This is a genomic window from Mesorhizobium sp. M0018 (genome assembly GCF_040323955.1).
Lineage (GTDB): Bacteria > Pseudomonadota > Alphaproteobacteria > Rhizobiales > Rhizobiaceae > Mesorhizobium.
This window is the reverse complement of sequence record NZ_JAMYVL010000019.1, coordinates 96,462-119,013: the sequence shown is the minus strand read 5'-3', so window position 1 is coordinate 119,013 and position 22,552 is coordinate 96,462. Positions and strand designations below refer to the sequence as shown.

28 protein-coding genes and 1 pseudogene are annotated in these 22,552 nt (G+C 63.0%); 16 read left to right on the top strand and 13 right to left on the bottom strand.

The window, feature by feature from the left end:
* Nucleotides 1-188: 188 nt before the first annotated feature.
* Nucleotides 189-317 (bottom strand): hypothetical protein, encoded by a 129-nt coding sequence (locus NKJ81_RS23985; protein ID WP_352541978.1) that lies wholly within the window; start codon nucleotides 315-317, stop codon nucleotides 189-191.
* Nucleotides 318-568: 251 nt separating this feature from the next.
* On the opposite strand from NKJ81_RS23985, the pseudogene NKJ81_RS32700 reads away from it, so the two are divergent.
* Nucleotides 569-846, top strand: a pseudogene (locus NKJ81_RS32700) (DUF6959 family protein).
* 43 nt (nucleotides 847-889) lie between these two features.
* Nucleotides 890-1,656, top strand: a protein-coding gene (locus tag NKJ81_RS23980; RefSeq protein ID WP_352541977.1) for an IS5 family transposase whose coding sequence is annotated in 2 segments (ribosomal slippage) — nucleotides 890-1,199 and nucleotides 1,199-1,656 — 768 coding nt in all. Because the reading frame shifts where the segments join, the coding sequence is not laid out codon by codon here.
* A 242-nt stretch (nucleotides 1,657-1,898) separates the two neighbouring features.
* Here the strand turns inward: NKJ81_RS23980 and NKJ81_RS23975 are convergent.
* Nucleotides 1,899-2,699, bottom strand: a complete 801-nt coding sequence (locus NKJ81_RS23975; protein WP_352541976.1) for a lytic murein transglycosylase — start codon at nucleotides 2,697-2,699, stop codon at nucleotides 1,899-1,901.
* 185 nt (nucleotides 2,700-2,884) lie between these two features.
* On the opposite strand from NKJ81_RS23975, the gene NKJ81_RS23970 reads away from it, so the two are divergent.
* The 7 genes from NKJ81_RS23970 (at nucleotide 2,885) to rpsP (ending at nucleotide 8,906) form a co-directional block, all read left to right on the top strand.
* Nucleotides 2,885-3,115 (top strand): hypothetical protein, encoded by a 231-nt coding sequence (locus NKJ81_RS23970; protein ID WP_352541975.1) that lies wholly within the window; start codon nucleotides 2,885-2,887, stop codon nucleotides 3,113-3,115.
* Nucleotides 3,116-3,205: 90 nt separating this feature from the next.
* Nucleotides 3,206-4,300 (top strand): zinc-binding metallopeptidase family protein, encoded by a 1,095-nt coding sequence (locus NKJ81_RS23965; RefSeq protein WP_352470841.1) that lies wholly within the window; start codon nucleotides 3,206-3,208, stop codon nucleotides 4,298-4,300.
* Nucleotides 4,301-4,363: 63 nt separating this feature from the next.
* Entirely contained in the window at nucleotides 4,364-4,966 is a 603-nt protein-coding gene (locus tag NKJ81_RS23960) for a DUF1236 domain-containing protein (RefSeq protein ID WP_352470842.1), read from the top strand.
* Between the two features lie 147 nt (nucleotides 4,967-5,113).
* A complete protein-coding gene (locus NKJ81_RS23955) occupies nucleotides 5,114-6,082 on the top strand; it encodes a CPBP family intramembrane glutamic endopeptidase (RefSeq protein ID WP_352541974.1) in 969 nt (322 codons plus the stop codon).
* 409 nt (nucleotides 6,083-6,491) lie between these two features.
* Nucleotides 6,492-8,120, top strand: a complete 1,629-nt coding sequence (ffh, locus tag NKJ81_RS23950; RefSeq protein WP_352541973.1) for a signal recognition particle protein — start codon at nucleotides 6,492-6,494, stop codon at nucleotides 8,118-8,120.
* A 7-nt stretch (nucleotides 8,121-8,127) separates the two neighbouring features.
* On the top strand, nucleotides 8,128-8,454 hold the full coding sequence (locus NKJ81_RS23945) for a chorismate mutase (protein WP_352541972.1): 327 nt from the start codon (nucleotides 8,128-8,130) through the stop codon (nucleotides 8,452-8,454).
* 50 nt (nucleotides 8,455-8,504) lie between these two features.
* Nucleotides 8,505-8,906, top strand: a complete 402-nt coding sequence (gene rpsP, locus NKJ81_RS23940; protein ID WP_254817891.1) for a 30S ribosomal protein S16 — start codon at nucleotides 8,505-8,507, stop codon at nucleotides 8,904-8,906.
* Nucleotides 8,907-8,978: 72 nt separating this feature from the next.
* Here the strand turns inward: rpsP and NKJ81_RS23935 are convergent, their stop codons facing one another.
* Nucleotides 8,979-9,242 carry a YMGG-like glycine zipper-containing protein gene (locus tag NKJ81_RS23935; RefSeq protein WP_023680734.1) on the bottom strand — a complete coding sequence of 88 codons (264 nt, stop codon included), beginning with the start codon at nucleotides 9,240-9,242 and terminating at the stop codon, nucleotides 8,979-8,981.
* 191 nt (nucleotides 9,243-9,433) lie between these two features.
* Complete coding sequence (locus NKJ81_RS23930) at nucleotides 9,434-9,844, bottom strand: DoxX family protein (protein WP_352541971.1); 411 nt, start codon at nucleotides 9,842-9,844, stop codon at nucleotides 9,434-9,436.
* A 256-nt stretch (nucleotides 9,845-10,100) separates the two neighbouring features.
* Here NKJ81_RS23930 and NKJ81_RS23925 point away from each other — a divergent pair, with 256 nt between their 5' ends.
* Nucleotides 10,101-10,508, top strand: a complete 408-nt coding sequence (locus NKJ81_RS23925; RefSeq protein ID WP_352541982.1) for an ACT domain-containing protein — start codon at nucleotides 10,101-10,103, stop codon at nucleotides 10,506-10,508.
* Between the two features lie 398 nt (nucleotides 10,509-10,906).
* Here NKJ81_RS23925 and NKJ81_RS23920 read toward each other — a convergent pair whose 3' ends face one another.
* Both NKJ81_RS23920 and NKJ81_RS23915 read right to left on the bottom strand, forming a co-directional pair.
* A complete protein-coding gene (locus NKJ81_RS23920; protein WP_352541970.1) occupies nucleotides 10,907-11,941 on the bottom strand; it encodes an aspartate-semialdehyde dehydrogenase in 1,035 nt (344 codons plus the stop codon).
* A gap of 106 nt (nucleotides 11,942-12,047) precedes the next feature.
* Nucleotides 12,048-12,197 carry a hypothetical protein gene (locus NKJ81_RS23915; RefSeq protein WP_352541969.1) on the bottom strand — a complete coding sequence of 50 codons (150 nt, stop codon included), beginning with the start codon at nucleotides 12,195-12,197 and terminating at the stop codon, nucleotides 12,048-12,050.
* Between the two features lie 202 nt (nucleotides 12,198-12,399).
* On the opposite strand from NKJ81_RS23915, the gene NKJ81_RS23910 reads away from it, so the two are divergent.
* Nucleotides 12,400-14,232 (top strand): DEAD/DEAH box helicase, encoded by a 1,833-nt coding sequence (locus tag NKJ81_RS23910; RefSeq protein ID WP_352541968.1) that lies wholly within the window; start codon nucleotides 12,400-12,402, stop codon nucleotides 14,230-14,232.
* Between the two features lie 88 nt (nucleotides 14,233-14,320).
* Nucleotides 14,321-15,037, top strand: a complete 717-nt coding sequence (locus NKJ81_RS23905) for a DUF805 domain-containing protein (RefSeq protein ID WP_352541967.1) — start codon at nucleotides 14,321-14,323, stop codon at nucleotides 15,035-15,037.
* A 20-nt stretch (nucleotides 15,038-15,057) separates the two neighbouring features.
* Here NKJ81_RS23905 and NKJ81_RS23900 read toward each other — a convergent pair whose 3' ends face one another.
* The 6 genes from NKJ81_RS23900 to leuD form a co-directional block, all read right to left on the bottom strand.
* Complete coding sequence (locus NKJ81_RS23900; RefSeq protein ID WP_352541966.1) at nucleotides 15,058-15,414, bottom strand: hypothetical protein; 357 nt, start codon at nucleotides 15,412-15,414, stop codon at nucleotides 15,058-15,060.
* Nucleotides 15,415-15,421: 7 nt separating this feature from the next.
* Nucleotides 15,422-16,525, bottom strand: a complete 1,104-nt coding sequence (gene leuB / locus NKJ81_RS23895; protein ID WP_352541965.1) for a 3-isopropylmalate dehydrogenase — start codon at nucleotides 16,523-16,525, stop codon at nucleotides 15,422-15,424.
* A 136-nt stretch (nucleotides 16,526-16,661) separates the two neighbouring features.
* Nucleotides 16,662-17,015 carry a VOC family protein gene (locus NKJ81_RS23890; protein ID WP_352541964.1) on the bottom strand — a complete coding sequence of 118 codons (354 nt, stop codon included), beginning with the start codon at nucleotides 17,013-17,015 and terminating at the stop codon, nucleotides 16,662-16,664.
* A 48-nt stretch (nucleotides 17,016-17,063) separates the two neighbouring features.
* The gene (locus NKJ81_RS23885) at nucleotides 17,064-17,447 is read right to left on the bottom strand and encodes a RidA family protein (protein WP_352470853.1); all 384 of its coding nucleotides are present in this window, start codon (nucleotides 17,445-17,447) and stop codon (nucleotides 17,064-17,066) included.
* Between the two features lie 318 nt (nucleotides 17,448-17,765).
* Entirely contained in the window at nucleotides 17,766-18,695 is a 930-nt protein-coding gene (locus NKJ81_RS23880; RefSeq protein ID WP_352541963.1) for an Ivy family c-type lysozyme inhibitor, read from the bottom strand.
* 61 nt (nucleotides 18,696-18,756) lie between these two features.
* Nucleotides 18,757-19,362 (bottom strand): 3-isopropylmalate dehydratase small subunit, encoded by a 606-nt coding sequence (leuD, locus tag NKJ81_RS23875; protein WP_352541962.1) that lies wholly within the window; start codon nucleotides 19,360-19,362, stop codon nucleotides 18,757-18,759.
* Between the two features lie 166 nt (nucleotides 19,363-19,528).
* On the opposite strand from leuD, the gene NKJ81_RS23870 reads away from it, so the two are divergent.
* The 4 genes from NKJ81_RS23870 to NKJ81_RS23855 all read left to right on the top strand — a co-directional run bounded on the left by NKJ81_RS23870 (nucleotide 19,529) and on the right by NKJ81_RS23855 (nucleotide 21,331).
* Nucleotides 19,529-19,954, top strand: coding sequence for a GNAT family N-acetyltransferase (locus NKJ81_RS23870; RefSeq protein WP_352541981.1), 426 nt, complete (start codon nucleotides 19,529-19,531; stop codon nucleotides 19,952-19,954).
* A gap of 92 nt (nucleotides 19,955-20,046) precedes the next feature.
* Nucleotides 20,047-20,358 carry an ArsR/SmtB family transcription factor gene (locus NKJ81_RS23865; protein ID WP_352450226.1) on the top strand — a complete coding sequence of 104 codons (312 nt, stop codon included), beginning with the start codon at nucleotides 20,047-20,049 and terminating at the stop codon, nucleotides 20,356-20,358.
* On the top strand, nucleotides 20,358-20,804 hold the full coding sequence (locus NKJ81_RS23860; RefSeq protein ID WP_352541961.1) for an SRPBCC family protein: 447 nt from the start codon (nucleotides 20,358-20,360) through the stop codon (nucleotides 20,802-20,804). The genes NKJ81_RS23865 and NKJ81_RS23860 overlap by 1 nt, the downstream gene beginning before the upstream one ends.
* A gap of 38 nt (nucleotides 20,805-20,842) precedes the next feature.
* Nucleotides 20,843-21,331: an SRPBCC family protein gene (locus NKJ81_RS23855; protein ID WP_352541960.1), complete on the top strand. Its 489-nt coding sequence runs from the start codon at nucleotides 20,843-20,845 to the stop codon at nucleotides 21,329-21,331.
* A gap of 36 nt (nucleotides 21,332-21,367) precedes the next feature.
* On the opposite strand, the gene NKJ81_RS23850 is transcribed toward NKJ81_RS23855, so the two are convergent.
* Nucleotides 21,368-22,534: an NAD(P)/FAD-dependent oxidoreductase gene (locus NKJ81_RS23850; protein WP_352450228.1), complete on the bottom strand. Its 1,167-nt coding sequence runs from the start codon at nucleotides 22,532-22,534 to the stop codon at nucleotides 21,368-21,370.
* Nucleotides 22,535-22,552 lie beyond the last annotated feature (18 nt).

Below are 22,552 nucleotides of genomic sequence, written 5' to 3'. Positions count from 1 at the left end.
ATACGGATAAGGTGTTCCACGGACGGCTCCCTTGTTTGAGATCTCAACGAACTCATTCTGGCACATCCGATGCCGTCGGGCGCCGTCCACCCCATCATGCCGTTCCCTAGCGGCAGTGCTCCTGCGGACCGGAGTCTACCACCCCGTTCCGCGAAAAAGCTCGAACCACTCCGGGTTGGTCTTCTCGATCAGCTCGTACCGCGCTTCTGGCTCGCGGTCATGGTGGCATGGCCGGTGACGGTTGAAGGGTAGCCGGCGCTGGTGCAGACGCAAGCGCCGTTCTGAACCGCTGCCTTCTTCGGCTGACGTAACGGCATGGATCCTCGGGTCTCCGCAACGTCGCTTCGCTCCTGCTCCGCCCGAGGATGACGAAGATGTGGTGGCTTATCGCTAATCGCAAACCTTGGCGATTGGCAGCCCGATCGGCAGGCTCCCATCCACAGCCCTTTCAGGCTCTGTCAAAGAACCAAAACCTCTGTGCAGAGGAACTAGGTCGTGAACCCATAAGGGTTGCGGAGTGAGCGGGCTCATGCTCTGACGGTGCAGCAAGCCGATCCGCGAGACACTGATGCGTAGCGAGAACGTCGAGATACTATCGGACAAGACCAATGCCGCCGTCATGCGGCATCCTGGTCGGGCTTCCCCGGCGTTCTCGTTCAGGGTGACAGTCTTTATATTCTGTGTCAGCGAGCGGATCTGGCCTGCAAGGAAGTCGGGCGAGGTTCGCCGGGTTACGACGAACTGAATGATCTTCGCAACGCTCTGTGGTCATATCTCAACCATTATAAGGTTACACTGCTGGAGCACGACATAGCGCTTCCCTTCTCAGAACAGCAGGCACCCTGAAGCCGGCCTTTCAATATCGTCGCTGATGTGATTCAGCGGCTGTATGAGCCGATATGATCTGACCGACTTCGAATGGCGCGTGATCCAACCGCTCCTGCCCAACAAGCCGCGAGGCGTGCCGCGCGTGGAGGACCGCCGCGTGCTGAACGGCATCTTCTGGGTGCTACGATCAGGCGCACCGTGGCGCGACCTGCCGGAGCGTTATGGACCGCGCACGACCTGTTACAACCGCTTCGTGCGATGGCGAAAAGCAGGCTTGTGGCATCGGCTCATGGACGCTGTCAGTGCCGCGCATGACAGTGAAATCCAGATGATCGACAGCACTTCTATCCGGGCGCACCAGCAGGCTGCGATAGGAAAAAAGGGGATGCAGATCAATGTCTCGGCCGCTCCGGAGGCGGGCTCACGACCAAGATCCACGTGGTCGTCGATGCGTGCGGGCTGCCGATCCGGCTCGGCCTGACAGCAGGGCAAGCCCATGACGGGCAGATCGTCGATACACTCCTCGACCACCTCGGCCCGCGCGCCATCGTGCTGGCGGACAAGGCCTATGATGCCGACCGCATCCGGGAGCTGATCCAGCAGCAGGGTGCCACGCCGAACATCCCGGCCAAGCGCAACCGGAAGTGGAAGCTCTGCTTCAGCAAGCGGCTCTATCGCGAGCGCAACCTGATCGAGCGGTTCTTCTCCAAGCTGAAGCACTTCCGTCGCGTCGCCACCCGATACGACAAGCTGGCTGCCAACTTCCTCGCCATGATCCAGCTCGCTTCGATCAGGCTATGGCTTCGCGCTAATGAGTCTACGGCCTAGTACTGTTGCAGCGTAATTTTGCCGGCAAACGGCAACCTTGAGATTGGCCGAAGCCTCCCTCGCTTCGTCATCCCAGGGCGGAGCAGGAGCGAAGCGACGTTGCGAAGACCCGAGTATCCATGCCGTTACCCTCGCGGCAGGGGCCCCGGCGGGATTCAATCCGGCCGTGAAATGCTCTGGATAGACCACCCGCAAAAAAGCCCGGCGCATGGCCGGGCTTTCTGTCGAATAGAGATTTTCTATCAGTTGGCATCGATCGCCGTGGCCATGCGGGCGATGGCCTGTTGATAGACGCTCGCCGAATTCCAGCCAGCAATTGCGCCCATATTCGCCTGCGCGCTCGCGCCGGCCCGCCAACCATGACTCTTGAGGAAGTTGGCGGTAGAAGCCAACGCAGTGGCCTTGTCACGCAGGTTTTTGTTTCCGACACCATACGTCAAAACATTTCCGGGCAGGAACTGCGTGTGGCCAATCTCGCCATGCGCGGCACCGACCGACGAGGCACTCAACGCTCCGCGATCAACCAGCTTCAGGGCCGCAATGGCATGCGGGTAGAAGAACTCCGGACGGCGGCAGTCATAGGCCAGCGTTAAAATGGCGGAGACCGTATTCTGGTTGCCCATGGCGGAACCGAAGCCGGTCTCCATACCCCAGATGGCGAGCAACACGCCCGGCGACACGCCGTAATTCCGTTCGATCTTGTCGAACAGCGCAGCATTGGCCTTCTTCAGCGCACGGCCCCTGGCAATGATCGCGGACGCGCCACGGCGCTTCATGAAAGCTTCCACCGAGCCGCTGAAAGCCTTATGGATGGCGCGGTCGACGGAGATCGTCTTTGTCGCGTAGGTTGCGCGAGCCAGAGCGGCCAGACCTTTCGAGCCGACACCGTCGGCCTTCGCCTCCGCGGCGAACTCCGGTTTCCATGCCTCGAAGCCGGCGCCGCTCTTGCCACAGCTGGCCGCCGCCTGCGCGCCCGTCGCCAGCGCAAGCACCGCCACCACCGTGGCCACTACAAACATCTTCCCCTTGGCAAGAAATGCCATGCTGCTCTCCTGGTTGCCTGAATCACGTTCCCAATTGCGAACTTGCCTGCGAAACACCTGCTTGTCACTGCCCCGGCGCCACGCCGATGCACTCAATACAGCAGGAACCTCAAATCCACCACACTGGCGGACGCCCGGGAATTTGCCTACGATCAAGTAATTATTGTGGCGGGGACAGAATAAGCATGGAAGACGTTGATGTCGTGATCATCGGCGGGGCGCTGAGCGGTTTGTATGCTATGCGGCGGCCCGGCCCGGCCACTCGCAAGCGCGCCACGCTGATGCAGCCCGTGGCGGAAAAGATCTTCTTCGCCGGCGAGCATTTGGCCTGTCCGCTGATGCAGACCTGCGGCGGCGCCAGATTGTCGGGCGAGGCAGTGGCCAAGGAGGTCGTCGCCCAGCTTGCGGCAAAATAGCATCTGCCGGCAGGAACGTCGGCAGCTGACAGGCGTTTGGCGTTCTCCTGCTCGTATCGTCCTCCGCATTTCGAATGATTTGAGACGCCAATGAAGCTTTTCGACTGCCCGCAGTGCGGCCACCGTCTCTATTTCGAGAACGCGCAATGCCTGAACTGCGCCAGCCTCGTGCTCTACGATCCCGAGCATGCGCGCTTCGCGCTGTCCGGGGCCGAGGTCTTCCATTGCACCAATGCCGACGAATGCGCCTGCAACTGGATGGCGGAGCCCGGCCACGCCTTCTGCCGCGCCTGTGCGCTGAACCAGCTGATCCCGGATCTGTCGGTCGACGGCAATCGCCGCCGCTGGATCCGTGTCGAGGCGGCAAAGAAGCGTGCCGTCTATTCGCTGCTCGCCTTCGGCCTGCCGGTCGCACCCAAGCAGGACGTTGGCGACGAGATCGGTCTCGCTTTCGATTTTCTTGCCGATCCGATCGGCGGCGGTCCGGGCGGCGAGCGTATCCTGACCGGTCATGACAACGGCCGGATCACGCTCAACGTCGCCGAGGCGGATTCGGCAGAGCGCGAACGGCGGCGCGTCGAGATGGGCGAGAACTACCGCACGCTGCTCGGCCATTTCCGCCATGAGCTCGGCCATTATTACTGGGACCGCCTGATCCGCGACGATTTGCAAAAGCTTGCCGGTTTTCGCGCTTTGTTCGGCGACGAGCGCGCCGGCTACGAACAGGCGCTGAAGACCTATTATGCCGATGGCGCGCCGCCCGACTGGCAGCAGCGCCATATCTCGGCCTATGCGACGTCGCACCCATGGGAGGACTGGGCCGAGACATGGGCGCATCACATGCACATCACGGACACGCTGGAGATGGTGCATGCCCTGAATTTCCCGCTCGGCCGGCTGGAAACCGTTGAAGCCAACGAGCTGCCACGCGCCGATACCGGCGGCAAGCTGCAGCCGGCACCATCGGAACCCGCCGCCAGCCCAGAGCCCTTCGAAAGGATTCTCGACCGCTGGCTGGTGCTGTCGGAGGCGTCCAACTCGATCAACCGCTGCATGGGCCTGCCCGATCTCTATCCCTTCGTCATCTCGGACGTGGCGGCGCAAAAACTTGCTTTTGTTCACGAGCTTTTGACCGACCTGCCGAAAACGACTGGAACAAATCGTGAGCCGGCCGAAGCCTTTTAGCCGGAACGCATGCGGCTTTGCTTCGTTTTCCGTGCCAAGGGACTGTGAAACGGAGAGAAGACCATGAAACGCATATTGTTTCCGGCGGTGGCCGGAGCGCTCATGGCGATGTCGGGCTCTGCCTTGGCCGACACCGCCGTCTCGGCCATCACTGATCTCAATGTACGCGCCGGCCCCGGCCCGCAATATCCGGTGATCGGCGTGCTTGCGGCCGGCCAGTCGGCGACGCTCGACGGCTGCATCGCCAACAGCAAATGGTGCACCATCGCCGAGGCTAACGGCCAGGGCTGGGTCTATTCCGACTATGTGACGGCCGATTTCGGCGGCAGCCGTGTGGTCCTGACACAGCGTCCGGCCAGCGCCGACATTGCCGTCGTGACGCCGCCCGCCGATAGCGTCGAGTATTCCGACAGCTATACCGGAGCAATCGTCGCCGGCGAGGCGATCGAGCCTATCCGGAGACCGCCGGCCGAGATCCGTACCTATGTACGTACGCATCGGCTCGATCCGGTCTATCTCGAGGGCGAGGTGGTGACGGGCGCGACGTTGCCTGACACCGTCGAGCTGCGCGAGATTCCGGACTATGATTACCGTTACGTCTATGTGAACGGCCAGCCGGCACTGGTCGATCCGGGCAGCCGGCGTATCGTGTACGTCGTGCGCTGACGATACAAACAGGGCGGTCGCCCTGTAATGGCGGCCGCTCGCACTCCCGACATTGCCACAAGCCGGTATTGCCGCTGCAATACCGGTTTCCACATTGGGGCCGATGTTCTAGACCTTGCGAGCCGAAGCACCAGCCAGCGAGCCCGCGTGACGATCGACCCAACCGCCTTCCAACAGTACCGGCACACCGCCAACAACAAGACCACTTTGCCGCGGCTTCTGCTTGGAGCGGTGGTCGTCATCCTGTTCTGGCTCGGAACCACTGCCGCCGTGCTGTTCGGCGGCACCTATGCCTTTGCCGTTTGGCAGGCATCGTCTGGCACCGCCCCGCCAGGTGGGGGAGCGGTGCAGGATTTCATGGCCTCTCCTGCGGGCATCCTTGCGGCGCTGGCTTCATTTGCCGGAATCTGGCTCGGCCTTTGGGCTGCCATGCGCTGGATCCATCGCGAGAAGCTGACAGCCCTGATTGGCGTCAGCCGGCGCATTTCTTGGTCGGGGTTCCTGAAAGGACTGACCGCGGTGCTGATCACCTCGCTGCTTTCCGAGATCCTGCTTTATGGTTTGCAGCCCGACATCGCGCGCGGCGCGATCGGCTTGTCCGCGTGGCTTTTGTTCCTGATCCCGATCGCCGCCCTGACCTTTCTGCAGACCTCGTCGGAGGAGATGCTGTTTCGCGGTTATCTGCTCAGGGGCCTGGCGAGCCGGTTCCGGAACTCTTTCATCTGGGCGCTGCTGCCGGGATTGCTGTTCACCTCCCTGCACTGGAGCCCAGGTTCAAGCGCTGCCATCAATGCCTGCGTGCTGGCCTCGATCGCTGCCTTTGCGCTGCTGCTGACGCTTCTGGTCTATGCAACCGGCAATCTCGGTGCCGGCTTTGGCGCCCATCTCGGCAACAATCTGACCGGCTTCCTGCTGATTTCGCACCAGCAAAGCTATAATTCCTTCGCCCTGTTCAACGCCAAGCCGCTCGAAGCCGCGGGCTGGACGACTTCAGACGCCGTCCTCATCGCTTCGATCGGCATCGTCAGCAGCCTGTTGACCGTTCTGCTGCTTTTACATCCGCGCTCACCGCTGAAGGTCGAGCCGGATATGGCGCGCGCCGGCAGCGTGCGCTGATGTGCATTGCCTGGTCGTCCTGAGCTATTTGACGCAAAGCTTGACCAAAGCTTGACTCTGCGGCCGATTTCCTGTCTACACGCCGCGAATTCCGCGACGAGTATTCCTCCGAGCAAACCGACCGGGACGCCGAAACCTCTTTGAGGTGAAGTGCTGTAAATCGATCCCGGAGGCCAACACCCGGCAGCGCTGTGCGCCCCCGGGTGCTTTTTGGCTTTGGGCTTTGCCCGGACCGGCTTTTGCTTGGACAGTTGGCGCGAACGCATTACCTCTCGGGCATCATCCGGGTGCCAGGGAAAAGGAAAAAGAATGTTTGAATCGCTACAGGAACGCACAAGAGGCGTGGAGGGCCTTCGGCCCGACAGGGGTCAAAATGAATCCAAGGCGCTGTCGCGCGGCGGGTTGACCAATGTTTGAGTCCCTGCAAGAGCGTCTTGGTTCGATCCTGAACGGCCTCACCGGCCGCGGCGCCTTGTCGGAGGCTGATGTCTCGGCGGCGCTGCGCGAGGTGCGCCGTGCGTTGCTCGAGGCCGACGTGGCGCTGGAAGTGGTGCGTTCCTTCACCGACAAGGTGCGCGAGAAGGCCGTCGGCGCCGCCGTGGTCAAGTCGATCAAGCCCGGCCAGATGGTCGTCAAGATCGTCCATGACGAGCTGGTCGAGATGCTCGGCGCCGAGGGCGTCGCCATCGACCTCAATGCACCGGCTCCGGTCGTCATCATGATGGTCGGCTTGCAGGGTTCCGGCAAGACGACGACCTCGGCCAAGATCGCCAGGCGCCTCGCCGACCGTCAAAACAAGAAAGTCTTGATGGCCTCGCTCGACACGCGGCGTCCCGCCGCGCAAGAGCAGCTCCGCCAGCTCGGCGAGCAGGTCAAGGTCGCCACATTGCCGATCGTCGCCGGCCAGACGCCGGTCGATATCGCCCGCCGCGCCGTGCAGGCGGCCAAGCTCGGCGGCCATGACGTCGTCATCCTCGATACCGCCGGCCGCACCCATATCGACGAGCCGTTGATGGTCGAGATGGCCGACATCAAGAAGATGTCGTCGCCGCACGAGATCCTGCTGGTCGCCGATTCGCTGACCGGCCAGGACGCCGTCAATCTGGCAAAAAGCTTCGACGAGCGCGTCGGCATCACCGGCCTCGTGCTGACCCGCATGGACGGCGACGGCCGCGGTGGGGCGGCGCTCTCGATGCGCGCCGTCACCGGTAAGCCGATCAAGCTGATCGGCACCGGCGAAAAAATGGACGCGCTGGAGGAATTCCACCCCAAGCGCATCGCCGACCGCATCCTCGGCATGGGCGACATCGTCAGCCTCGTCGAAAAGGCGGCCGAGAACATCGACGCCGAACAAGCCGCGGCGATGGCCAGGAAGATGCAGTCGGGCAAGTTCGACCTGAACGACCTCGCCGGCCAGCTTCAGCAAATGTCGAAAATGGGTGGCATGGGTGGCATCATGGGCATGATGCCCGGCATGGGCAAGATGAAGGACCAGATGGCCGCCGCCGGTCTCGATGACAAGATGTTCGGCCGCCAGCTCGCCATCATATCGTCGATGACCAAGGCCGAGCGCGCCAACCCCGATATTCTGAAGCACTCGCGCAAGAAGCGCATCGCCGCCGGCTCGGGTACCGACGCGGCCGAAATCAACAAACTGTTGAAGATGCATCGCGGCATGGCCGACATGATGAAGGCGATGGGCGGCAAGGGCAAAGGCGGCGGCCTGATGCGCGGCATGATGGGCGGCCTCGCTTCCAAGATGGGGCTCGGCGGCATGATGCCTGGCGGCCCAGGCGGTCCCGGAGGCGGCATGATGGGCGGCGGCATGCCGGACCTCTCAAAGATGGACCCCAAGCAGCTCGAAGCCTTGCAGAAGCAGGCCCAGGCGGCCGGGCTCGGCGGCATGAAGGGCCTGCCCGGTGGTCTTCCCGGTGGCGGTGGCCTGCCTGGGCTGCCCGGCGGCATGAAACTTCCCGGCCTGCCGGGCGGTGGCGGGCTGCCAATGCTTGGCAAGAATGGCCTCGGCAAGAAGAAGTGAGGGCGCCATGAACGAAGAGAAGGACATAGCGGACGCGCGTACGGCGCTGGCCAATTATCGCGCCTCTATCGACAATATCGACGCGGCGCTGATCCACATGCTGGCCGAGCGCTTCCGCTGCACCAAGGCAGTCGGCGTGCTGAAGGCGGAACATGGCCTGCCGCCTGCCGATCCGGCGCGCGAGCAGGAGCAGATCGCCCGTCTTCGCCAACTGGCGAAGGACGCCCATCTCGACCCGGATTTCGCGGAGAAATTCCTGAACTTCGTCGTCCGCGAAGTGATCCGCCATCACGAGCAGATCGCCGCATCCAACGGCGTAGCGAAAACCGGCTGAGGACCAGCCACCAACCGATCAACCAAATCAGAGCTTTTAGGAGAAAAGAAATGCCACTGAAAATCCGATTGGCCCGTGCGGGCTCGAAGAAGCGTCCCTATTACCATGTCGTCGTCGCCGACGCGCGTTCGCCGCGCGACGGCCGTTTCATCGAGTCGCTCGGCTCATGGAATCCGCTGCTGCCCAAGGACGGCGAACGCGTCAAGGTCGACGCCGAGCGCGTCAAGCATTGGCTGTCGCATGGCGCCCAGCCGACCGACCGCGTGCTGCGCTTCCTCGATGAAGCCGGCATCGCCAAGCGCGAAGCGCGCTCCAACCCGAAGAAGGCCGAGCCCGGCAAGAAGGCGCAGGAGCGCGCAGCCTTGCTGAAGAAGGCGCAGGAGGATGCCGCCGCGGCCGTTGCCGCCGCCGCAGCCGCGCCGGCCGAGGCGGAAGCCGCCAGCGCCGAATAAATCATCTCCACAACCACGAAACGGCGGGCCCTGCCCGCCGTTTTGCTATTGCATCCATATGATGCGGCCCGATCAATAGCCTTCCGGGCAACTGGCAACGTAGACACGACCGTTACGATCGCGATAACGGCATTGGCCGCTTTCGCTGGCACGGCCGATCAGTGCACCGGCCAAAGCGCCGGCCGCACCGCCGATCACCGCGCCCTTGGTCGGGTTGCCGGCCACAGCAGCGCCGACCGCCGCACCGCCCAGGCCACCAACTGCCGCGCCTTGCTCAGTACGGGAGCAGGCACCGAGCGGGACCAGCAGGGCCATCAAGATCATCACCTTTTTCATTGTCGTTCCTCTCCAACAGGGTGCCGTCCTCGCCGCTGCACCCCCTAACTCGCAACCAGGCGATTTGATCCAAAGAAGAAGATCGGCTGCCGCCCGGCGGCGCTCAATTTGATCCAAAGAGTAGAAAGGCGGCGGCACACCGTGCCCGCTCTGGCGGCCTGGCCACCATCGAACGGCTTTCGATGTCGCCGCTATTGGCTGAACGGGAATAACGCGCGCACCCTTGGATCGCGCAGATACAGGCCACCCCAGAGGATGGCGCCGAGATAGACGCCGAACAGTATGTGCGAGAACAAAGGGCTGCCGATACGCACATGCGTGGCGACGGCGCCGCCGAGATAGGCGGTGAGCAGGATGGCGCCGAGCACCGAGGTGCGTGGCAGCGCGTAAAGCGCTGTCGAGACCAGTCCAATGGTGCCGAGCATGCGCGAGACATTGGCATCGGCCGGCCAGCCGAGCTGCACCATGGTCTGGGTGACGATTTCGAGCGGCGGTAGCTTGATGACGCCGTCGAAGATCATGAACAGCACGATGACGGCGCTGAGCACGCGGCCGGCCCACAGGGCACGCGGTGAGACGGGTGCTGCCTGAGACATGGTCATTGATGTTCCCTCCGGTCGTTGTGAGCACTGGCTCCTCCGCCAGCTCGAACCAAGGACGCGGCCCATGACGGCGATCCGACATGCCTCCAGCTCTTTTTCAGCTCCGGGGGACGGCGACCTTGGATGTGCAAGTTCAGTCAGCAACGAACCTGGCCCACCTTGCGGGGTGAGGTGGAGGGCGTTATTGAAAATCCGTAGAGGTGTCTTCCGAGCGCTCGACGGCAACCACCGCCTGATCGCACAACGAAAGCAACCGATGGCCGGAGAGACCGACCTGAAACAGTTGCTGGCGGCAATGACGCCGGAATTGCTTGCCGGCGTTCATGTCTTCACCACGTTGCCACCCGATGCGCCCGTTCCCGACAGGCTCCACCCGGTGATGCTATTTCGCGAGCGCGAGGGCATGACGCTGATCGTGCTTGAAGACCATGCCAAGGCCGCTGGACTGAAAACCGTGTTCCGCTGCCGGATGCTGACGCTGAACATCCATTCGTCGCTGGAAGCGGTCGGCTTCCTCGCCGCCATCACCGCGCGGCTGGCCACCGCCGGCATCGGCGTCAATCCGGTCTCGGCCTTCTACCACGATCATCTGTTCGTGCCCGCCGACCGGGCGGCGGAGGCGCTGGAGTTGCTGTTGGACCTAGCGGAGGAGAACCGGCTGTGACGCCGGCGCCTTGCTGCCTATTTGAGACGCCTGCGCTGCCCCTCATACGCCTGCCGGAACCTTCTCCCCGTGAACGGCGAGAAGGGCGCAAAACGGCCGAAGGCCGAGCCCGCGACTGCGGGCCGCCGGCCTTCCGGCGCCCCCGCGGAGGCCAGCCGCGTAGCGGCGATACGGCCGTGAGCAAAACAACCGCCGAAGGCCGAGCCCGCGACTGCGGGCCGCCGGTCGTCCGGCGCCCCCGCGGAGGGCCAGCCGCGACAGCAGCGATACGGCCGTGAGAGAAAAAGCAAGCTGAGCAAAAATCGCGGCCGAAGGCCGAGCCTGCGACCGCAGGCCGCCGGTCGTCCGGCGCCCCCGCGGAGGCCAGCCGCGCTAGCGGCGATACGGCCGTGAGCGAACTATGCCGCCTTCTTCTTCGGCTGGATCAGCCCGCGCTCGACCAGCAGCTCGGCGATCTGCACCGCATTGAGTGCCGCGCCCTTGCGCAGATTGTCGGAGACGATCCACATCGACAGGCCGTTATCGATGGTCGAGTCCTCGCGGATGCGCGAGATGAAGGTGGCGTCCTCGCCGGCCGATTCCAGCGGCGTGATGTAGCCGCCGTCCTCGCGCTTGTCGATGACCTGGCAGCCCGGCGCCTCGCGCAGGATCTCGCGCGCCTCTTCGGCGGTGATCGGCTTCTCGAACTCGATGTTGACCGCTTCCGAATGGCCGATGAACACCGGCACCCGCACGCAGGTCGCCGTCAGCTTGATCTTCGGGTCGAGCATCTTCTTGGTCTCGGCCACCATCTTCCACTCTTCCTTGGTGAAGCCGTCGTCGAGGAAGACGTCGATATGCGGAATGACGTTGAAGGCGATACGCTTGGTGAACTTCTTGACGTCGACCTGGTCGGCGACGAACACCGCGCGCGTCTGCGTGAACAATTCGTCCATGCCTTCCTTGCCGGCGCCGGAGACCGACTGGTAGGTGGCGACGACGACGCGCTTGATGGTGGCCGCGTCATGCAGCGGCTTCAGCGCCACGACCAGCTGCGCCGTCGAGCAGTTCGGGTTGGCAATGATGTTCTTGCGCGTGAACAGCGAGATCGCATCCGGGTTCACTTCCGGAACGATCAGCGGCACGTCCTGGTCGTAGCGGAAGGCCGACGAATTGTCGATGACGACGCAGCCCTGCTTGCCGATCTTCGGCGACCATTCCTTGGAGACGTTGCCGCCGGCCGACATGATGCAGATGTCGGTGTCGGAAAAATCATATTGGTCGAGCGCCCTGACCTTCAGCGTGCGGTCGCCGAACGACACTTCCGTGCCCTGGCTGCGCCGCGAGGCCAGCGCCACCACCTCGCTCACCGGAAAGCCGCGTTCCTCCAGTATGTTGAGCATTTCCCGGCCCACATTGCCCGTGGCGCCGACGATCGCAACCTTGAAACTCATCGAAATCTCCTGTCCCTCTCCGCTCGGTTTCTGGAGAAAACCCGCCGGCCGATGCGGGTTTCAACCCCCGGGCCGGACCCGGGAGAGGGTGGTTAGGCCAAGGGAATCAGACCGTTTTGGTGGTCGTTTTGCCGGTTCTTTTGAGCAAGAACGTGATTTTGCTGGAACGAGGAGACGCAGCGACGCGCCCGGCCCAATGGTTCGCATTGGGGCCGGGGATGTCGAAGGCAGAAAGCGCCATCAAAAGGCCGCGCATCGAAAACTATCCCGTTCGGTGCCGGCTTTTACGCGGTTTACGTCTAGAGTCAATCACAAGCAGGCCGACCCGCCCGCCCTGTACAATGACGGCGGCACCAAGTACGAACGAGCATCGTCTGGCTCGTGGCGCCCGTCTGTGGGCGCTTGCCGACATTTGACCCGTCGCCGGGTATTCAGAATCCGAATTTCGAAAGAGCAAGATGTCCAACTTCGAAGCTATTGTTCCCGCGCTGGCAAAGGCGCTGGAAAAACGCGGCTATGTCGAGCTGACGCCGGTGCAGAACGCCGTTCTCGAGCTTGGCCAGGCCGATGCGCTGGTTTCGGCCCAGACCGGCTCCGGCAAGACCGTCGCCTTCGGTCTGGCTTTGGCGCCGACCCTTCTCGATGGCGCGGAGCGCTTTTCCCACGCGGCGGCACCCCTGGCGCTGGCCGTGGCGCCGACGCGGGAGTTGGCCCTGCAGGTAACGCGCGAGCTGGAATGGCTCTACGAACTGACCGGCGCCACGGTGGCGTCCTGCGTCGGCGGCATGGACATGCGCACCGAACGGCGCGTGCTGGAGCGCGGCGCCCATATCGTCGTGGGCACGCCCGGCCGCCTGCGCGATCACATCACCCGCAATTCGCTCGACATGTCGGCGCTCAAGGCAGTGGTGCTCGACGAGGCCGACGAGATGCTCGATCTCGGCTTTCGCGAGGATCTGGAATTCATCCTCGATGCCGCACCCGCCGATCGCCGCACGCTGATGTTTTCCGCGACCGTGCCGCGCTCCATCGCCACGCTGGCCAAGGGCTACCAGCGCGATGCTGTGCGCATCTCGGCCTCCGGCGAGGAAAAGCAGCATCTCGACATCGAATACCGGGCGCTGAGCGTCGCCCAGGCGGACCGCGAAAACGCCATCATCAACGTGCTTCGCTACTACGAGGCCAAGAATGCATTGGTGTTCTGCAACACCCGCGCCGCCGTCAACCATCTGACGGCGCGCTTCAACAATCGCAACTTTTCCGTCGTGGCGCTGTCCGGCGAGCTTAGCCAGAACGAGCGCAGCCACGCGCTGCAGGCGATGCGCGACGGCCGCGCCAAGGTCTGCATCGCCACCGACGTCGCGGCACGCGGCATCGACCTGCCCAATCTCGAGCTGGTGATCCATGCCGACCTGCCGACCAACCCGGAAACGCTCCTGCACCGAAGCGGACGCACGGGTCGTGCGGGACGCAAGGGCGTCAGCGCGCTGATCGTGCCCAACAATGCCCGCCGGCGCACCGAACGGCTGCTGCAAAGTGCCGGCCTTGCGGCAACCTGGGCAAGCCCGCCGTCGGCCGACGACGTGATACGGCGCGACGACGAGCGCATTCTCGCTGATCCGGTCTTCAGCGAGCCTATGAAGGATGAGGAGCGCGGCTTCGTCGAGGCGCTTCTCGATCAGCACGGGCCCGAACAGGTTGCCGCCGCCTTCGTGCGGATGTGCCGGTCCAGCCACTCGGCGCCGGAGGATCTTCTCGACGTGGCACCGTTCACGCCGTCGGGCGAAAAATTTGCGCGCCGGGACGAGGCCCCGAGCCGCCGCGACGATTTCGGCGACAGCATCTGGTTCTCGCTGTCGGTCGGACGCCGGCAGAATGCCGAGCCGCGCTGGCTGATCCCGATGCTGTGCCGGACAGGCGGTATTTCCAAGCGCGAGATCGGCGCCATCAAGATGCAGCCGGAGGAAACCTTCGTGCAGATCGCGGCGGACTGGGCCGAGCGTTTCCTCGCTGCGATCGGCCCCGACCGGAAGCTGCAGGGCAACATTGCGGTCAAGCGGCTGGACGGCACGCCGGATTTGTCGCGGGCCGGCTATCAGGAACCACGGCCCGACAGGAAGCCGCACCGCGGCAAGCGCACCTTCGATCAGAACACGCCCAAATTCGAGAAGCGCGCACCGGCCGACCAGCGCCCGGCATTCGAGGCGAAGCCCTGGGCCGGGAAACCGGCCAAGGCGAAGTTCGAAGGCGGACCTGCGAAACACAAGAAATCGAAGAAACGGCCGGGGTAAATAGCCAGCACTCTCCATTTCCGCACGCCCCTTGCGGTCTGCCGGAACTTTGCACAGTCTGGGGCGGGGAAATGGGGTTGGGCAGGACATGCGCGGCGAAATTCTTCATTACGACGAAGACCAGGGTTTCGGCTTCATCACCGGAGCCGACGGCAACCGCTACACTTTGGCGCGCGAAGATTTGCGCCGCGAAGCATCGGTTGCCGGAGGTACGACCGTCGAATTCCAGCCGGCTGGCGGACGGGCACGCGATGTTTTTTCGATCCGTGCCCAACCTGCCAGTGCGCCCGCCGACGCCTCCACTGCAACCGCCGCGCCGTCTCAGGCCGGCAATGCGCCAGCGGCACGTCAGCCGCAACATTTCGGCCGTTCCGCTGAACAAAGTCCGGCCGAGTCGGCTGGCCTGTGGAGCTACTTCTGGCGGGGTCTGACCAAGAATTACTTCAACTTCGCCGGCCGTGCCCGCCGCAAGGAGTATTGGGGCTATTGTCTGTTCTGGACGATCGCGCTGATTGTGGTCATAGGACTCGGCGTCTTTATCGACGACGCCATGGGCAATCTCGACAACAGTGAATTGCCGGCAGTGACGGTCGGCCTTTCCGGTCTCTTCCTGCTGGCGACAGCCCTGCCGTGGTTCGGGCTCAACGTGCGTCGCCTGCACGATACCGGCCTGACCGGCTGGCTCTTCCTGCTTTTCCTGATCCCGACCTTCGGCACCGTGATCATCCTGATCTTTGCGCTGATCCCGACGCAGCCGCGCGAAAACCAGTGGGGTCCGGTGCCGGAGGGGATCAAGACCGCATAACCTCACCTGAGTTGGTTCTGCTAAAGCTGCTTGTGTTCGCTCAAGGCGATGCGTTCGATGATCTTGAAGTCCTTCGCGGAATGACCACGAAGGGTCTTCTTGTGGGTCTGGATCGTTTCCGTCCCGACAACCTCGAATGTGGACCCTTCATAGGCGATTTCGCAGTCGACCACCCTATCCGGCCAAAGCCAGATCAAGAGACACAACTCGTATTGATCGGGAATGGCTTCTAGCAGGTAGAAATCGCTCTTTTCGACCTGATATCGGTCGCAGATGAACTGCAGCAATGGCGCGAGGTGTTGATCGCCGCGAAACTCAACCTGGCGTTGGTGCTCGCCGAGAAGATCCCTTTCAATGGCGCGCTGCACCTCACCCATACACCTGTCACCCCAAAAATTTGGCGATGATCGCGTCGCCCATCTCGGTCGTGCCGACCTCGGTCATCCCCGGCGAATGAATATCCCTGGTACGCAAGCCCTGATCGAGCACGGCGGCGATCGCGCCTTCCAGCCGGTCGGCCTCTTCAACCATGCCAAAGGAATAGCGCATGCACATGGCGAAGGAGGCGATCATGGCGATCGGATTGGCGATGCCCTTGCCGGCGATGTCGGGCGCCGAGCCGTGCACCGGCTCGTAGAGCGCCTTGCGCTTCTTGGTCTTGACATCAGGTGCGCCGAGCGAGGCCGACGGCAGCATGCCGATCGAGCCGGTCAGCATGGCGGCGATGTCGGACAGCATGTCGCCGAACAGATTGTCGGTGACGATGACGTCGAACTGCTTCGGCCAGCGCACCAGCTGCATGCCCCCGGCATCGGCCAACATGTGATCGAGCTTGACGTCGGCATACCTGGCCTTGTGCGTCTGGGTGACGACCTCGTTCCACAGCACGCCAGATTTCATCACATTGCGCTTTTCCATCGAGGTGACGTGGTTCTTGCGCGTGCGTGCCAACTCGAAGGCAACGCCCGAAATGCGCTCGATCTCGAATGTGTCGTAGACTTGGGTGTCGATGCCGCGCTTCTGGCCGTTGCCGAGATCGATGATCTGCTTCGGCTCGCCGAAATAGACGCCGCCGGTGAGCTCGCGCACGATGAGGATATCGAGACCTTCGACCACCTCCTGCTTGAGCGAGGAGGACGCCGCCAGTGCCGGATAGCAGATTGCCGGCCTGAGATTGGCAAACAGCTCCATGTCCTTGCGCAGCCGCAGCAGACCCGCCTCCGGGCGCACCTCGTAAGGCACGGCATCCCATTTCGGCCCGCCGACGGCGCCGAACAGCACCGCGTCAGCCGCCATTGCCTTGGCCATGTCGGCATCGGAAATTGCCGCGCCATGTGCGTCGTAAGCGCAACCGCCGACAAGGCCCTCGTCGGTGGCGAAATCGCTGCCGAGGCTGTCGTTCATGCCGGCGATCAATTTCTTCACCTCGGCCATCGCCTCGGGGCCGATACCGTCGCCGGCAAGCAGGAGAAGATTTTTCGAAGCCATGAGAACCGTCCTGATTGTGTCGTGAGCCGCGGCCTTGCTAAACGCCAAGCGGCCGGCGCGCAAGCCTGCGGTTCAGAGCATCGGACCCAAAAGTGGAAACCGGTTTTGGGAAACTCCGATGCTCAAGACAAAATGCCTAGAGATGCGAAAGGATATTGACCAGCCTGCCGAACGGGTCGCGTACGAAGAAGCGCCGCACGCCCCAGGGTTCGTCCGCCGGACCGTATTCGATGGCAAAGCCGGCCGTCCTCATGCTTTCAAGCGCGGCATCGACGTCGTCGACTTCGATAGAGATGTCCGGCACCGGCGTTCCTGATCCCCCTTCGGCGATGAAACTGACCTGCACGGACATCGTCTCTTGCGAGCCGTAGGTAGCGATCCAGCCCATATCCATCTTGAGATCGAGGCCGAGCACATCCTGATAGAAGGGTTTTGCCGCCGCGATATCCTGCGTGTCTATGTTTGCAACGATGCGCCTGACCTTCGCCATGGGCCGATGCTCGTGCTAACCGTGTCGTTTTCGCAACCGTGACAGGCATCAGGCTGTGCGCCGCAGCGCCGTCACCTCGATCTCGATCTTCATCTCCGGCTTGTTGAGCTGACACACGATCATCGTTGCCGCCGGCCTGATCTCGCCAAAGGCCTCGCCGAGGATCGGGAACACCACATCCACGAAAGCCGCATCGGTAATATAGTAATGTGCCCGCACCACATCGGCCATCTCGAAGCCGCCGTCCCCGAGCGCCTTGGCGATCGTCGCCAAGCAATTGCGCGTTTGTGCCTCTACGGTCTCCGGCATCGACATGGTCGCATAATCATAGCCGGTCGTTCCGGACACGAAACACCAGTCGCCCTGCACCACGGCGCGCGAATAGCCGGCGGTCTTCTCGAAGGGCGAACCGGTGGAGATCAGTTTTCGCATGGCTTCCTCGCAGTGGTTGCGGCCATCCTGAAGGTATAGGGTCCACCCGGCCATGGGCCAGAGGCAACCGATTGTTGTTACGACGTGGAAGCGCAGACCTTGGAGATTGGCCAGAACATCTCTCCAGTCGTCGTCCTGGGGCGAAGCAAGGAGCGAAGCGACGCGGCGCAGACCCCAGGATCCATGCCGTGACATCCGAGCGACACAACGGTTCAGAATTCTGTTTCGCTGCACACTTCGGCCGATGTTACGGCATGGATCCTCGGGTCAAGCCCGAGGATGACGAAAGCAGGGTAGTCGCCGCGCCGCGCAAAAAACCTAATTCGCCGACCCCAGCGCCTTGTCCAGCGCTTCCCTCACGTCGGCCGGCCATGTACTCACCGCTGGCCACGCGTCCGGCTCGGGCTTGTCGCCGCGGCGGGCGAAATAGAGCTTCTGGTTGACCGGGTCGACCGCCATGAAGCCGTCATTGCCGCCGCAATCATGCGGCACGCAGCCGCTGGCAAAAAAGGCGCCCGACGCGGTTTTTTCCGTGCCGCCGCCGACCAGCAGGCTGGTCGCCATGTCGGGCATGTCCTTGCCAAGCAGCGTCTCAGCTTGCTTGTACACGGCCTCGTTGTGGAAGGCGTCGATGATGTTGTCGTATTTCGACGGATCGACGTCCTTCCAGTCGGTGCCCGGCTCCGGCATGTAGGTCAGATTGCCGGACGTCGTCAGTCCGGCCGTCGGCGACCATTGCAGCGCCGGCTTGGAATCACCCGGCAGCAGATAGGGCACGAAATAGACGGCGCTGTCGGAGATCGCGGCCGGCGGCGCGCCGCATTCATCCTGCTCGACCGTGACCGTCTGGATCGTGCCGCCTTCCGGCTTCCAAACGATCACCTTGGCTGGGCCGCATTGATTGCCGCCGTCGCCGACATCGACCAGCGCCACCTTGACGCCGCCGACCTCGACGATCTTGTCGAAGAAGACGTCGTAATTGCGCGCCAGTTCCTTGCCGTCGAAAGCGAGCACCCGTTCCCCGTACTCTTCCTCCTGAGTGATGGTCAGCTGGCCGCCCTCGAACGAAATCGGCGCCTGTTTGTCATTGTCGGCTAGGGCCGCATTGCTCACCGCGCCCTGGTCGGCGGCCCCGCCGGACGCATCGTCAGCCGGCACGAGCACCATGTCGGTCTGTGCATGCGCGCCTGCCACCGGCATCAGAATCCACGCCAGCGCGCAGGCCCCGGCAAGAAGCGAACGTGTCATGACTGTCCCCTCCGTTCAGCCGCCACGAACCCAGCCTGTCCCGGCCAGGTCATCCTACCGCTCAGGCCCAGGGGCGCTCAGCAGCGTTCTTCTTCTCGAACGAAGCGATGGCGCCGGCCTTCTCCATGGTCAGACCGATATCGTCGAGCCCGTTGAGCAGGCAGTGGCGCTTGAATTCGTCGAGGTCGAACTTGACCACGCCGCCGTCCGGCCCGCGGATTTCCTTGGCTTCGAGATCAACCGACAGCGTCGCGTTGGAACCGCGCGAGGCATCGTCCATCAGCTTCTCCAGGTCTTCCGGGCTGACGGTGATCGGCAAGATGCCGTTCTTGAAGCAGTTGTTGTAGAAAATGTCGGCGAACGAGGTCGAGATGACGCAGCGGATGCCGAAATCGAGCAGCGCCCACGGCGCATGTTCCCGGCTCGAGCCGCACCCGAAATTGTCGCCGGCGACCAGGATCTGCGCCTTGCGGTAGGCCGGCTTGTTGAGCACGAAGTCCGGGTTTTCCGAGCCGTCGTCCTTGTAGCGCATTTCGGCGAACAGGCCGGTGCCGAGCCCCGTGCGCTTGATCGTCTTGAGATAATCCTTGGGGATGATCATGTCGGTGTCGACATTGACGATCGGCATCGGCGCGGCGACACCGGTGAGCTTGGTGAATTTTTCCATGGTTCTTGCCCGTCTTCTTCTCGTTGCGGGGAATTGCTGGCGCTCGGTTTACACAATGCCGCGGGCAAATAAAAGACGGCTGTTTTTGGACTTCCGTCGTCGATCGAAACACAAAATCGGTACAAACAGCTTCAAAACCGCCGGCCCATGGTGCACTTTTGTCGACATGACAACGCGATCCACGATCCTTTACGCCAGCGAACCGGGCCTCGGCATCGCCGAGTTCCACCGCGTTCTGGTGGAATCCGGCCTCGGCGAGACACGGCCCGTCGATGATCATGCCCGTTTGAAGGCGATGCTCACGAGTGCCGACCTGGTGCTCACCGCGCGCATCGATGCACCGGGCAAGCCGCTGGTTGGTATCGCTCGCGGCATCACCGACTTTTCCTGGGTCTGCTATATCTCCGAGCTCGCTGTTTCTGCATCGGCGCAAGGGCTGGGTATCGGCAAGGGCCTGATGGATGAGGCACGCCGGCAACTCGGACCTTCCGTTGCCATCAGCCTGATCTCCATACCCGACGCCGTCGGCTTCTATCAGCGTATCGGCATGGAGCGCATGCCCAACGCATTCTGGTTCGGCCGCAAGCGCTGAAATCCACTCCCAGCGACCTCAACCCGCGCATTCTTGGCTACGGTTCTGCCTCTTGACATGCAACCAAATGGTTGCATATTAGAGTCATGAGCATGGATGCCGTCTTTCGCGCCTTGGCCGACCCGACACGCCGGCGATTGCTGGACAGCCTTCATGCCAGGAACGGGCAGACGCTGAACGCGCTGTGCGGTGAGATGGACATGACGCGCCAGGCGGTGACCAAGCATCTGGCGATCCTGGAAGAAGCGAACCTCGTCGCCACCATCCGCAAGGGACGCGAGAAGCAACATTATCTGAATCCCGTTCCCATCAACGAGATCGCCGAACGCTGGATCGGCAAATTCGAGCGGGGGCGACTGGGCGCCCTCGGCGATTTGAAGAAACGTCTCGAAAGGGAAGACTGATGAGCAACATTTTCGTTTATGTCACCTACATCCGCACCTCGCCCGAAAAACTCTGGCAAGCACTGACCGAGCCGGAGTTCCAGCGGCAATATTTCCTCGGCGCTCAGATGCTAAGCGACTGGAAACAAGGTTCGGCGTGGAAGATGGTTTACACCGACGGCCGCGTCACCGACAGCGGCGAGGTCCTCGAGATCGATCCACCCAAGCGCATCGTGCTCAAATGGCGCAACGAGTTCATGCCCGAGGTCAAGGCGGACGGCTACACACGCTGCACCTTCGCCCTCGAGCAGGAGGGCGAGATGATGAAGCTCGCCATCACACACGAAGCCGATGGACCGCACAAGCTGCTTGGCCATGTGGCGAACGGCTGGCCGCTCATCCTGTCCAGCCTGAAGAGCCTGCTCGAAACCGGCAAAGGCCTGTCGCGCCCGGCGTCGAAGGCTTGAGGTTGTTTCGATAGCGAAACGTTTCTGGAGGCAGGGCGATGTACAGTTCCGCGGTGCACAGCATGACCAATGGCGAGACCGTTATGGCGAGCGCCGATGTTCGCGCGCCGCCCGAGCGGATATTTGACGCCCTCGTTACACGCGACGTCGAGCGCTGGTGGGGGTCCGCCAGGACCTACAGGATGACCGGATGGGCGGCCGACCTCCGCGTCGGCGGCCGCTGGAGCGTCACCGTCGAGACGGCGGCCGGCAGACACCTGCCCGCCAGCGGCGAATTCCTGGAGATCGAAGAGCCGCGCCGGATCGTGCAGACGCGGAGATACGACTGGGACCATCCGACGCTTGGCCGCCGCGAAACCAAAGTCGCCTGGCTGCTGGAGCCGATCGCCGGCGGCACACGCGTCACCATCTGCCATGGCGGCTTCGCCGGCATCGCTGCTGCCGCAACGAAGCATGCCGAAGGCTGGGCCCGGGTGCTGGGCTGGCTTCAGGCGTATCTTGGTACGGGCGGCTTGGCGGCGGCTTAATCCACCAAGCAACGGTAGCATCCCTTCGCGCCAGCGTTAAATTACATTCAATTCCCGAAACGGCCGCCCGTCGGCAATCCGGCTGTACCCGAACGCCGAGCAATCCACCGTGCGATAGCCGCCATGTACTATCAGTTCGGCCAGCGCCTTGCCGACCGCCGGAGCCTGCTGCAAGCCGTGACCGGAAAACCCGTTGGCGAAGAGGAAATTGCCGACCTCCGGGTGCGGGCCGATCACCGCGTTCTGGTCGAGCGTATTGTAGTCGTAATGGCCGACCCAGGCGCGCGTCGGCTTGATCGCCTCGAAGGCCGGAATGCGGGTCGCCAGCACTGGCCAGATCACCTCTTCGAACAGCGGCCAGTCGGGGTCGAAGTCGGCGGGGTCGGCCGGTCCTTCGCCCTCTTCCGGCTCGGCGCCGCCGGTGATGTAGACCGAGCCCTCCGGCCGGACATAGATGCCGCTCGGGTCGACCAGCAGCGGCATGTCGTCATATTTTTCGCGCGCCTCGAAGACGAAGACATTGCGCTTGCGCGGCTCCACCGGCAGCGCCAGCCCGGCCATTGCTGCCACCTTGCCGGCATTCGGCCCGGCGGCGTTAACGACGGTGCCGGCCTCGAGCCGCTCGCCATTGTCGAGGGTCACACCGGCGACGCGCTTCCCCTGCCGCTCGATACCGGTCACCGACGCTGTGATGAAATCAATGTTCTTGCTTCGCAGTGCCTTGCGGAACAGCATCAGCATCGCGTGCGCGTCGAACCAGCCTTCGCCGCTGCGGCCATAGGCGCCGGCGGAAATGCCCTCGACCGACAGCCACGGAAAGCGGCGGACGAGCGCCTCGGCATCCTCGAGCACGATGTCGGCGCCCTCGGCCATCTGCGCTTCGTGGTTGGCCCGCAGGATCGGCAGCCCGTTCTCGCCGGCAAGGATGAGATAACCGCCTTCGCGAAAGCCGATATCGGCGTCCGCGCCAAACTCTTCCCTGAGCCGCCGGAACAGTTTCAGCGTGAATTGCGACAGCCGGATGTTTTCCGGGATCGAGAACTGCTGGCGGATTGAGGCGCAGGACAGCGTGGTCGCGGCGCGGGAAAATTGCGGGTCGCGCTCGACAAGCGCGATCGAGCCCGAAAACCCTTCCTCGCGCAGATAATAGGCGACCGAGGAGCCGACGATGGCTCCGCCGATGATGACGATGTCGTAATGCACCTTTTGGCCCTTCCGATC

What these genes read in the sequence shown, in the direction of transcription:
- NKJ81_RS23960 (WP_352470842.1), top strand. Translation starts at nt 4,364, where the DNA reads ATGAAACGCATATTGTTTCCGGCGGTGGCCGGAGCGCTCATGGCGATG.
- NKJ81_RS23935 (WP_023680734.1), bottom strand. Translation starts at nt 9,242, where the DNA reads ATGAAAAAGGTGATGATCTTGATGGCCCTGCTGGTCCCGCTCGGTGCC.
- NKJ81_RS23855 (WP_352541960.1), top strand. Translation starts at nt 20,843, where the DNA reads ATGTACAGTTCCGCGGTGCACAGCATGACCAATGGCGAGACCGTTATG.
- rpsP (WP_254817891.1), top strand. Translation starts at nt 8,505, where the DNA reads ATGCCACTGAAAATCCGATTGGCCCGTGCGGGCTCGAAGAAGCGTCCC.
- NKJ81_RS23945 (WP_352541972.1), top strand. Translation starts at nt 8,128, where the DNA reads ATGAACGAAGAGAAGGACATAGCGGACGCGCGTACGGCGCTGGCCAAT.
- NKJ81_RS23880 (WP_352541963.1), bottom strand. Translation starts at nt 18,695, where the DNA reads ATGACACGTTCGCTTCTTGCCGGGGCCTGCGCGCTGGCGTGGATTCTG.
- NKJ81_RS23985 (WP_352541978.1), bottom strand. Translation starts at nt 317, where the DNA reads ATGCCGTTACGTCAGCCGAAGAAGGCAGCGGTTCAGAACGGCGCTTGC.
- NKJ81_RS23870 (WP_352541981.1), top strand. Translation starts at nt 19,529, where the DNA reads ATGACAACGCGATCCACGATCCTTTACGCCAGCGAACCGGGCCTCGGC.
- NKJ81_RS23970 (WP_352541975.1), top strand. Translation starts at nt 2,885, where the DNA reads ATGGAAGACGTTGATGTCGTGATCATCGGCGGGGCGCTGAGCGGTTTG.
- NKJ81_RS23930 (WP_352541971.1), bottom strand. Translation starts at nt 9,844, where the DNA reads ATGACCATGTCTCAGGCAGCACCCGTCTCACCGCGTGCCCTGTGGGCC.
- NKJ81_RS23975 (WP_352541976.1), bottom strand. Translation starts at nt 2,699, where the DNA reads ATGGCATTTCTTGCCAAGGGGAAGATGTTTGTAGTGGCCACGGTGGTG.
- leuD (WP_352541962.1), bottom strand. Translation starts at nt 19,362, where the DNA reads ATGGAAAAATTCACCAAGCTCACCGGTGTCGCCGCGCCGATGCCGATC.
- NKJ81_RS23920 (WP_352541970.1), bottom strand. Translation starts at nt 11,941, where the DNA reads ATGAGTTTCAAGGTTGCGATCGTCGGCGCCACGGGCAATGTGGGCCGG.
- NKJ81_RS23965 (WP_352470841.1), top strand. Translation starts at nt 3,206, where the DNA reads ATGAAGCTTTTCGACTGCCCGCAGTGCGGCCACCGTCTCTATTTCGAG.
- NKJ81_RS23865 (WP_352450226.1), top strand. Translation starts at nt 20,047, where the DNA reads ATGGATGCCGTCTTTCGCGCCTTGGCCGACCCGACACGCCGGCGATTG.
- NKJ81_RS23900 (WP_352541966.1), bottom strand. Translation starts at nt 15,414, where the DNA reads ATGGGTGAGGTGCAGCGCGCCATTGAAAGGGATCTTCTCGGCGAGCAC.
- NKJ81_RS23910 (WP_352541968.1), top strand. Translation starts at nt 12,400, where the DNA reads ATGTCCAACTTCGAAGCTATTGTTCCCGCGCTGGCAAAGGCGCTGGAA.
- NKJ81_RS23890 (WP_352541964.1), bottom strand. Translation starts at nt 17,015, where the DNA reads ATGGCGAAGGTCAGGCGCATCGTTGCAAACATAGACACGCAGGATATC.
- NKJ81_RS23915 (WP_352541969.1), bottom strand. Translation starts at nt 12,197, where the DNA reads ATGCGCGGCCTTTTGATGGCGCTTTCTGCCTTCGACATCCCCGGCCCC.
- NKJ81_RS23885 (WP_352470853.1), bottom strand. Translation starts at nt 17,447, where the DNA reads ATGCGAAAACTGATCTCCACCGGTTCGCCCTTCGAGAAGACCGCCGGC.
- leuB (WP_352541965.1), bottom strand. Translation starts at nt 16,525, where the DNA reads ATGGCTTCGAAAAATCTTCTCCTGCTTGCCGGCGACGGTATCGGCCCC.
- NKJ81_RS23905 (WP_352541967.1), top strand. Translation starts at nt 14,321, where the DNA reads ATGCGCGGCGAAATTCTTCATTACGACGAAGACCAGGGTTTCGGCTTC.
- NKJ81_RS23860 (WP_352541961.1), top strand. Translation starts at nt 20,358, where the DNA reads ATGAGCAACATTTTCGTTTATGTCACCTACATCCGCACCTCGCCCGAA.
- ffh (WP_352541973.1), top strand. Translation starts at nt 6,492, where the DNA reads ATGTTTGAGTCCCTGCAAGAGCGTCTTGGTTCGATCCTGAACGGCCTC.
- NKJ81_RS23925 (WP_352541982.1), top strand. Translation starts at nt 10,101, where the DNA reads ATGGCCGGAGAGACCGACCTGAAACAGTTGCTGGCGGCAATGACGCCG.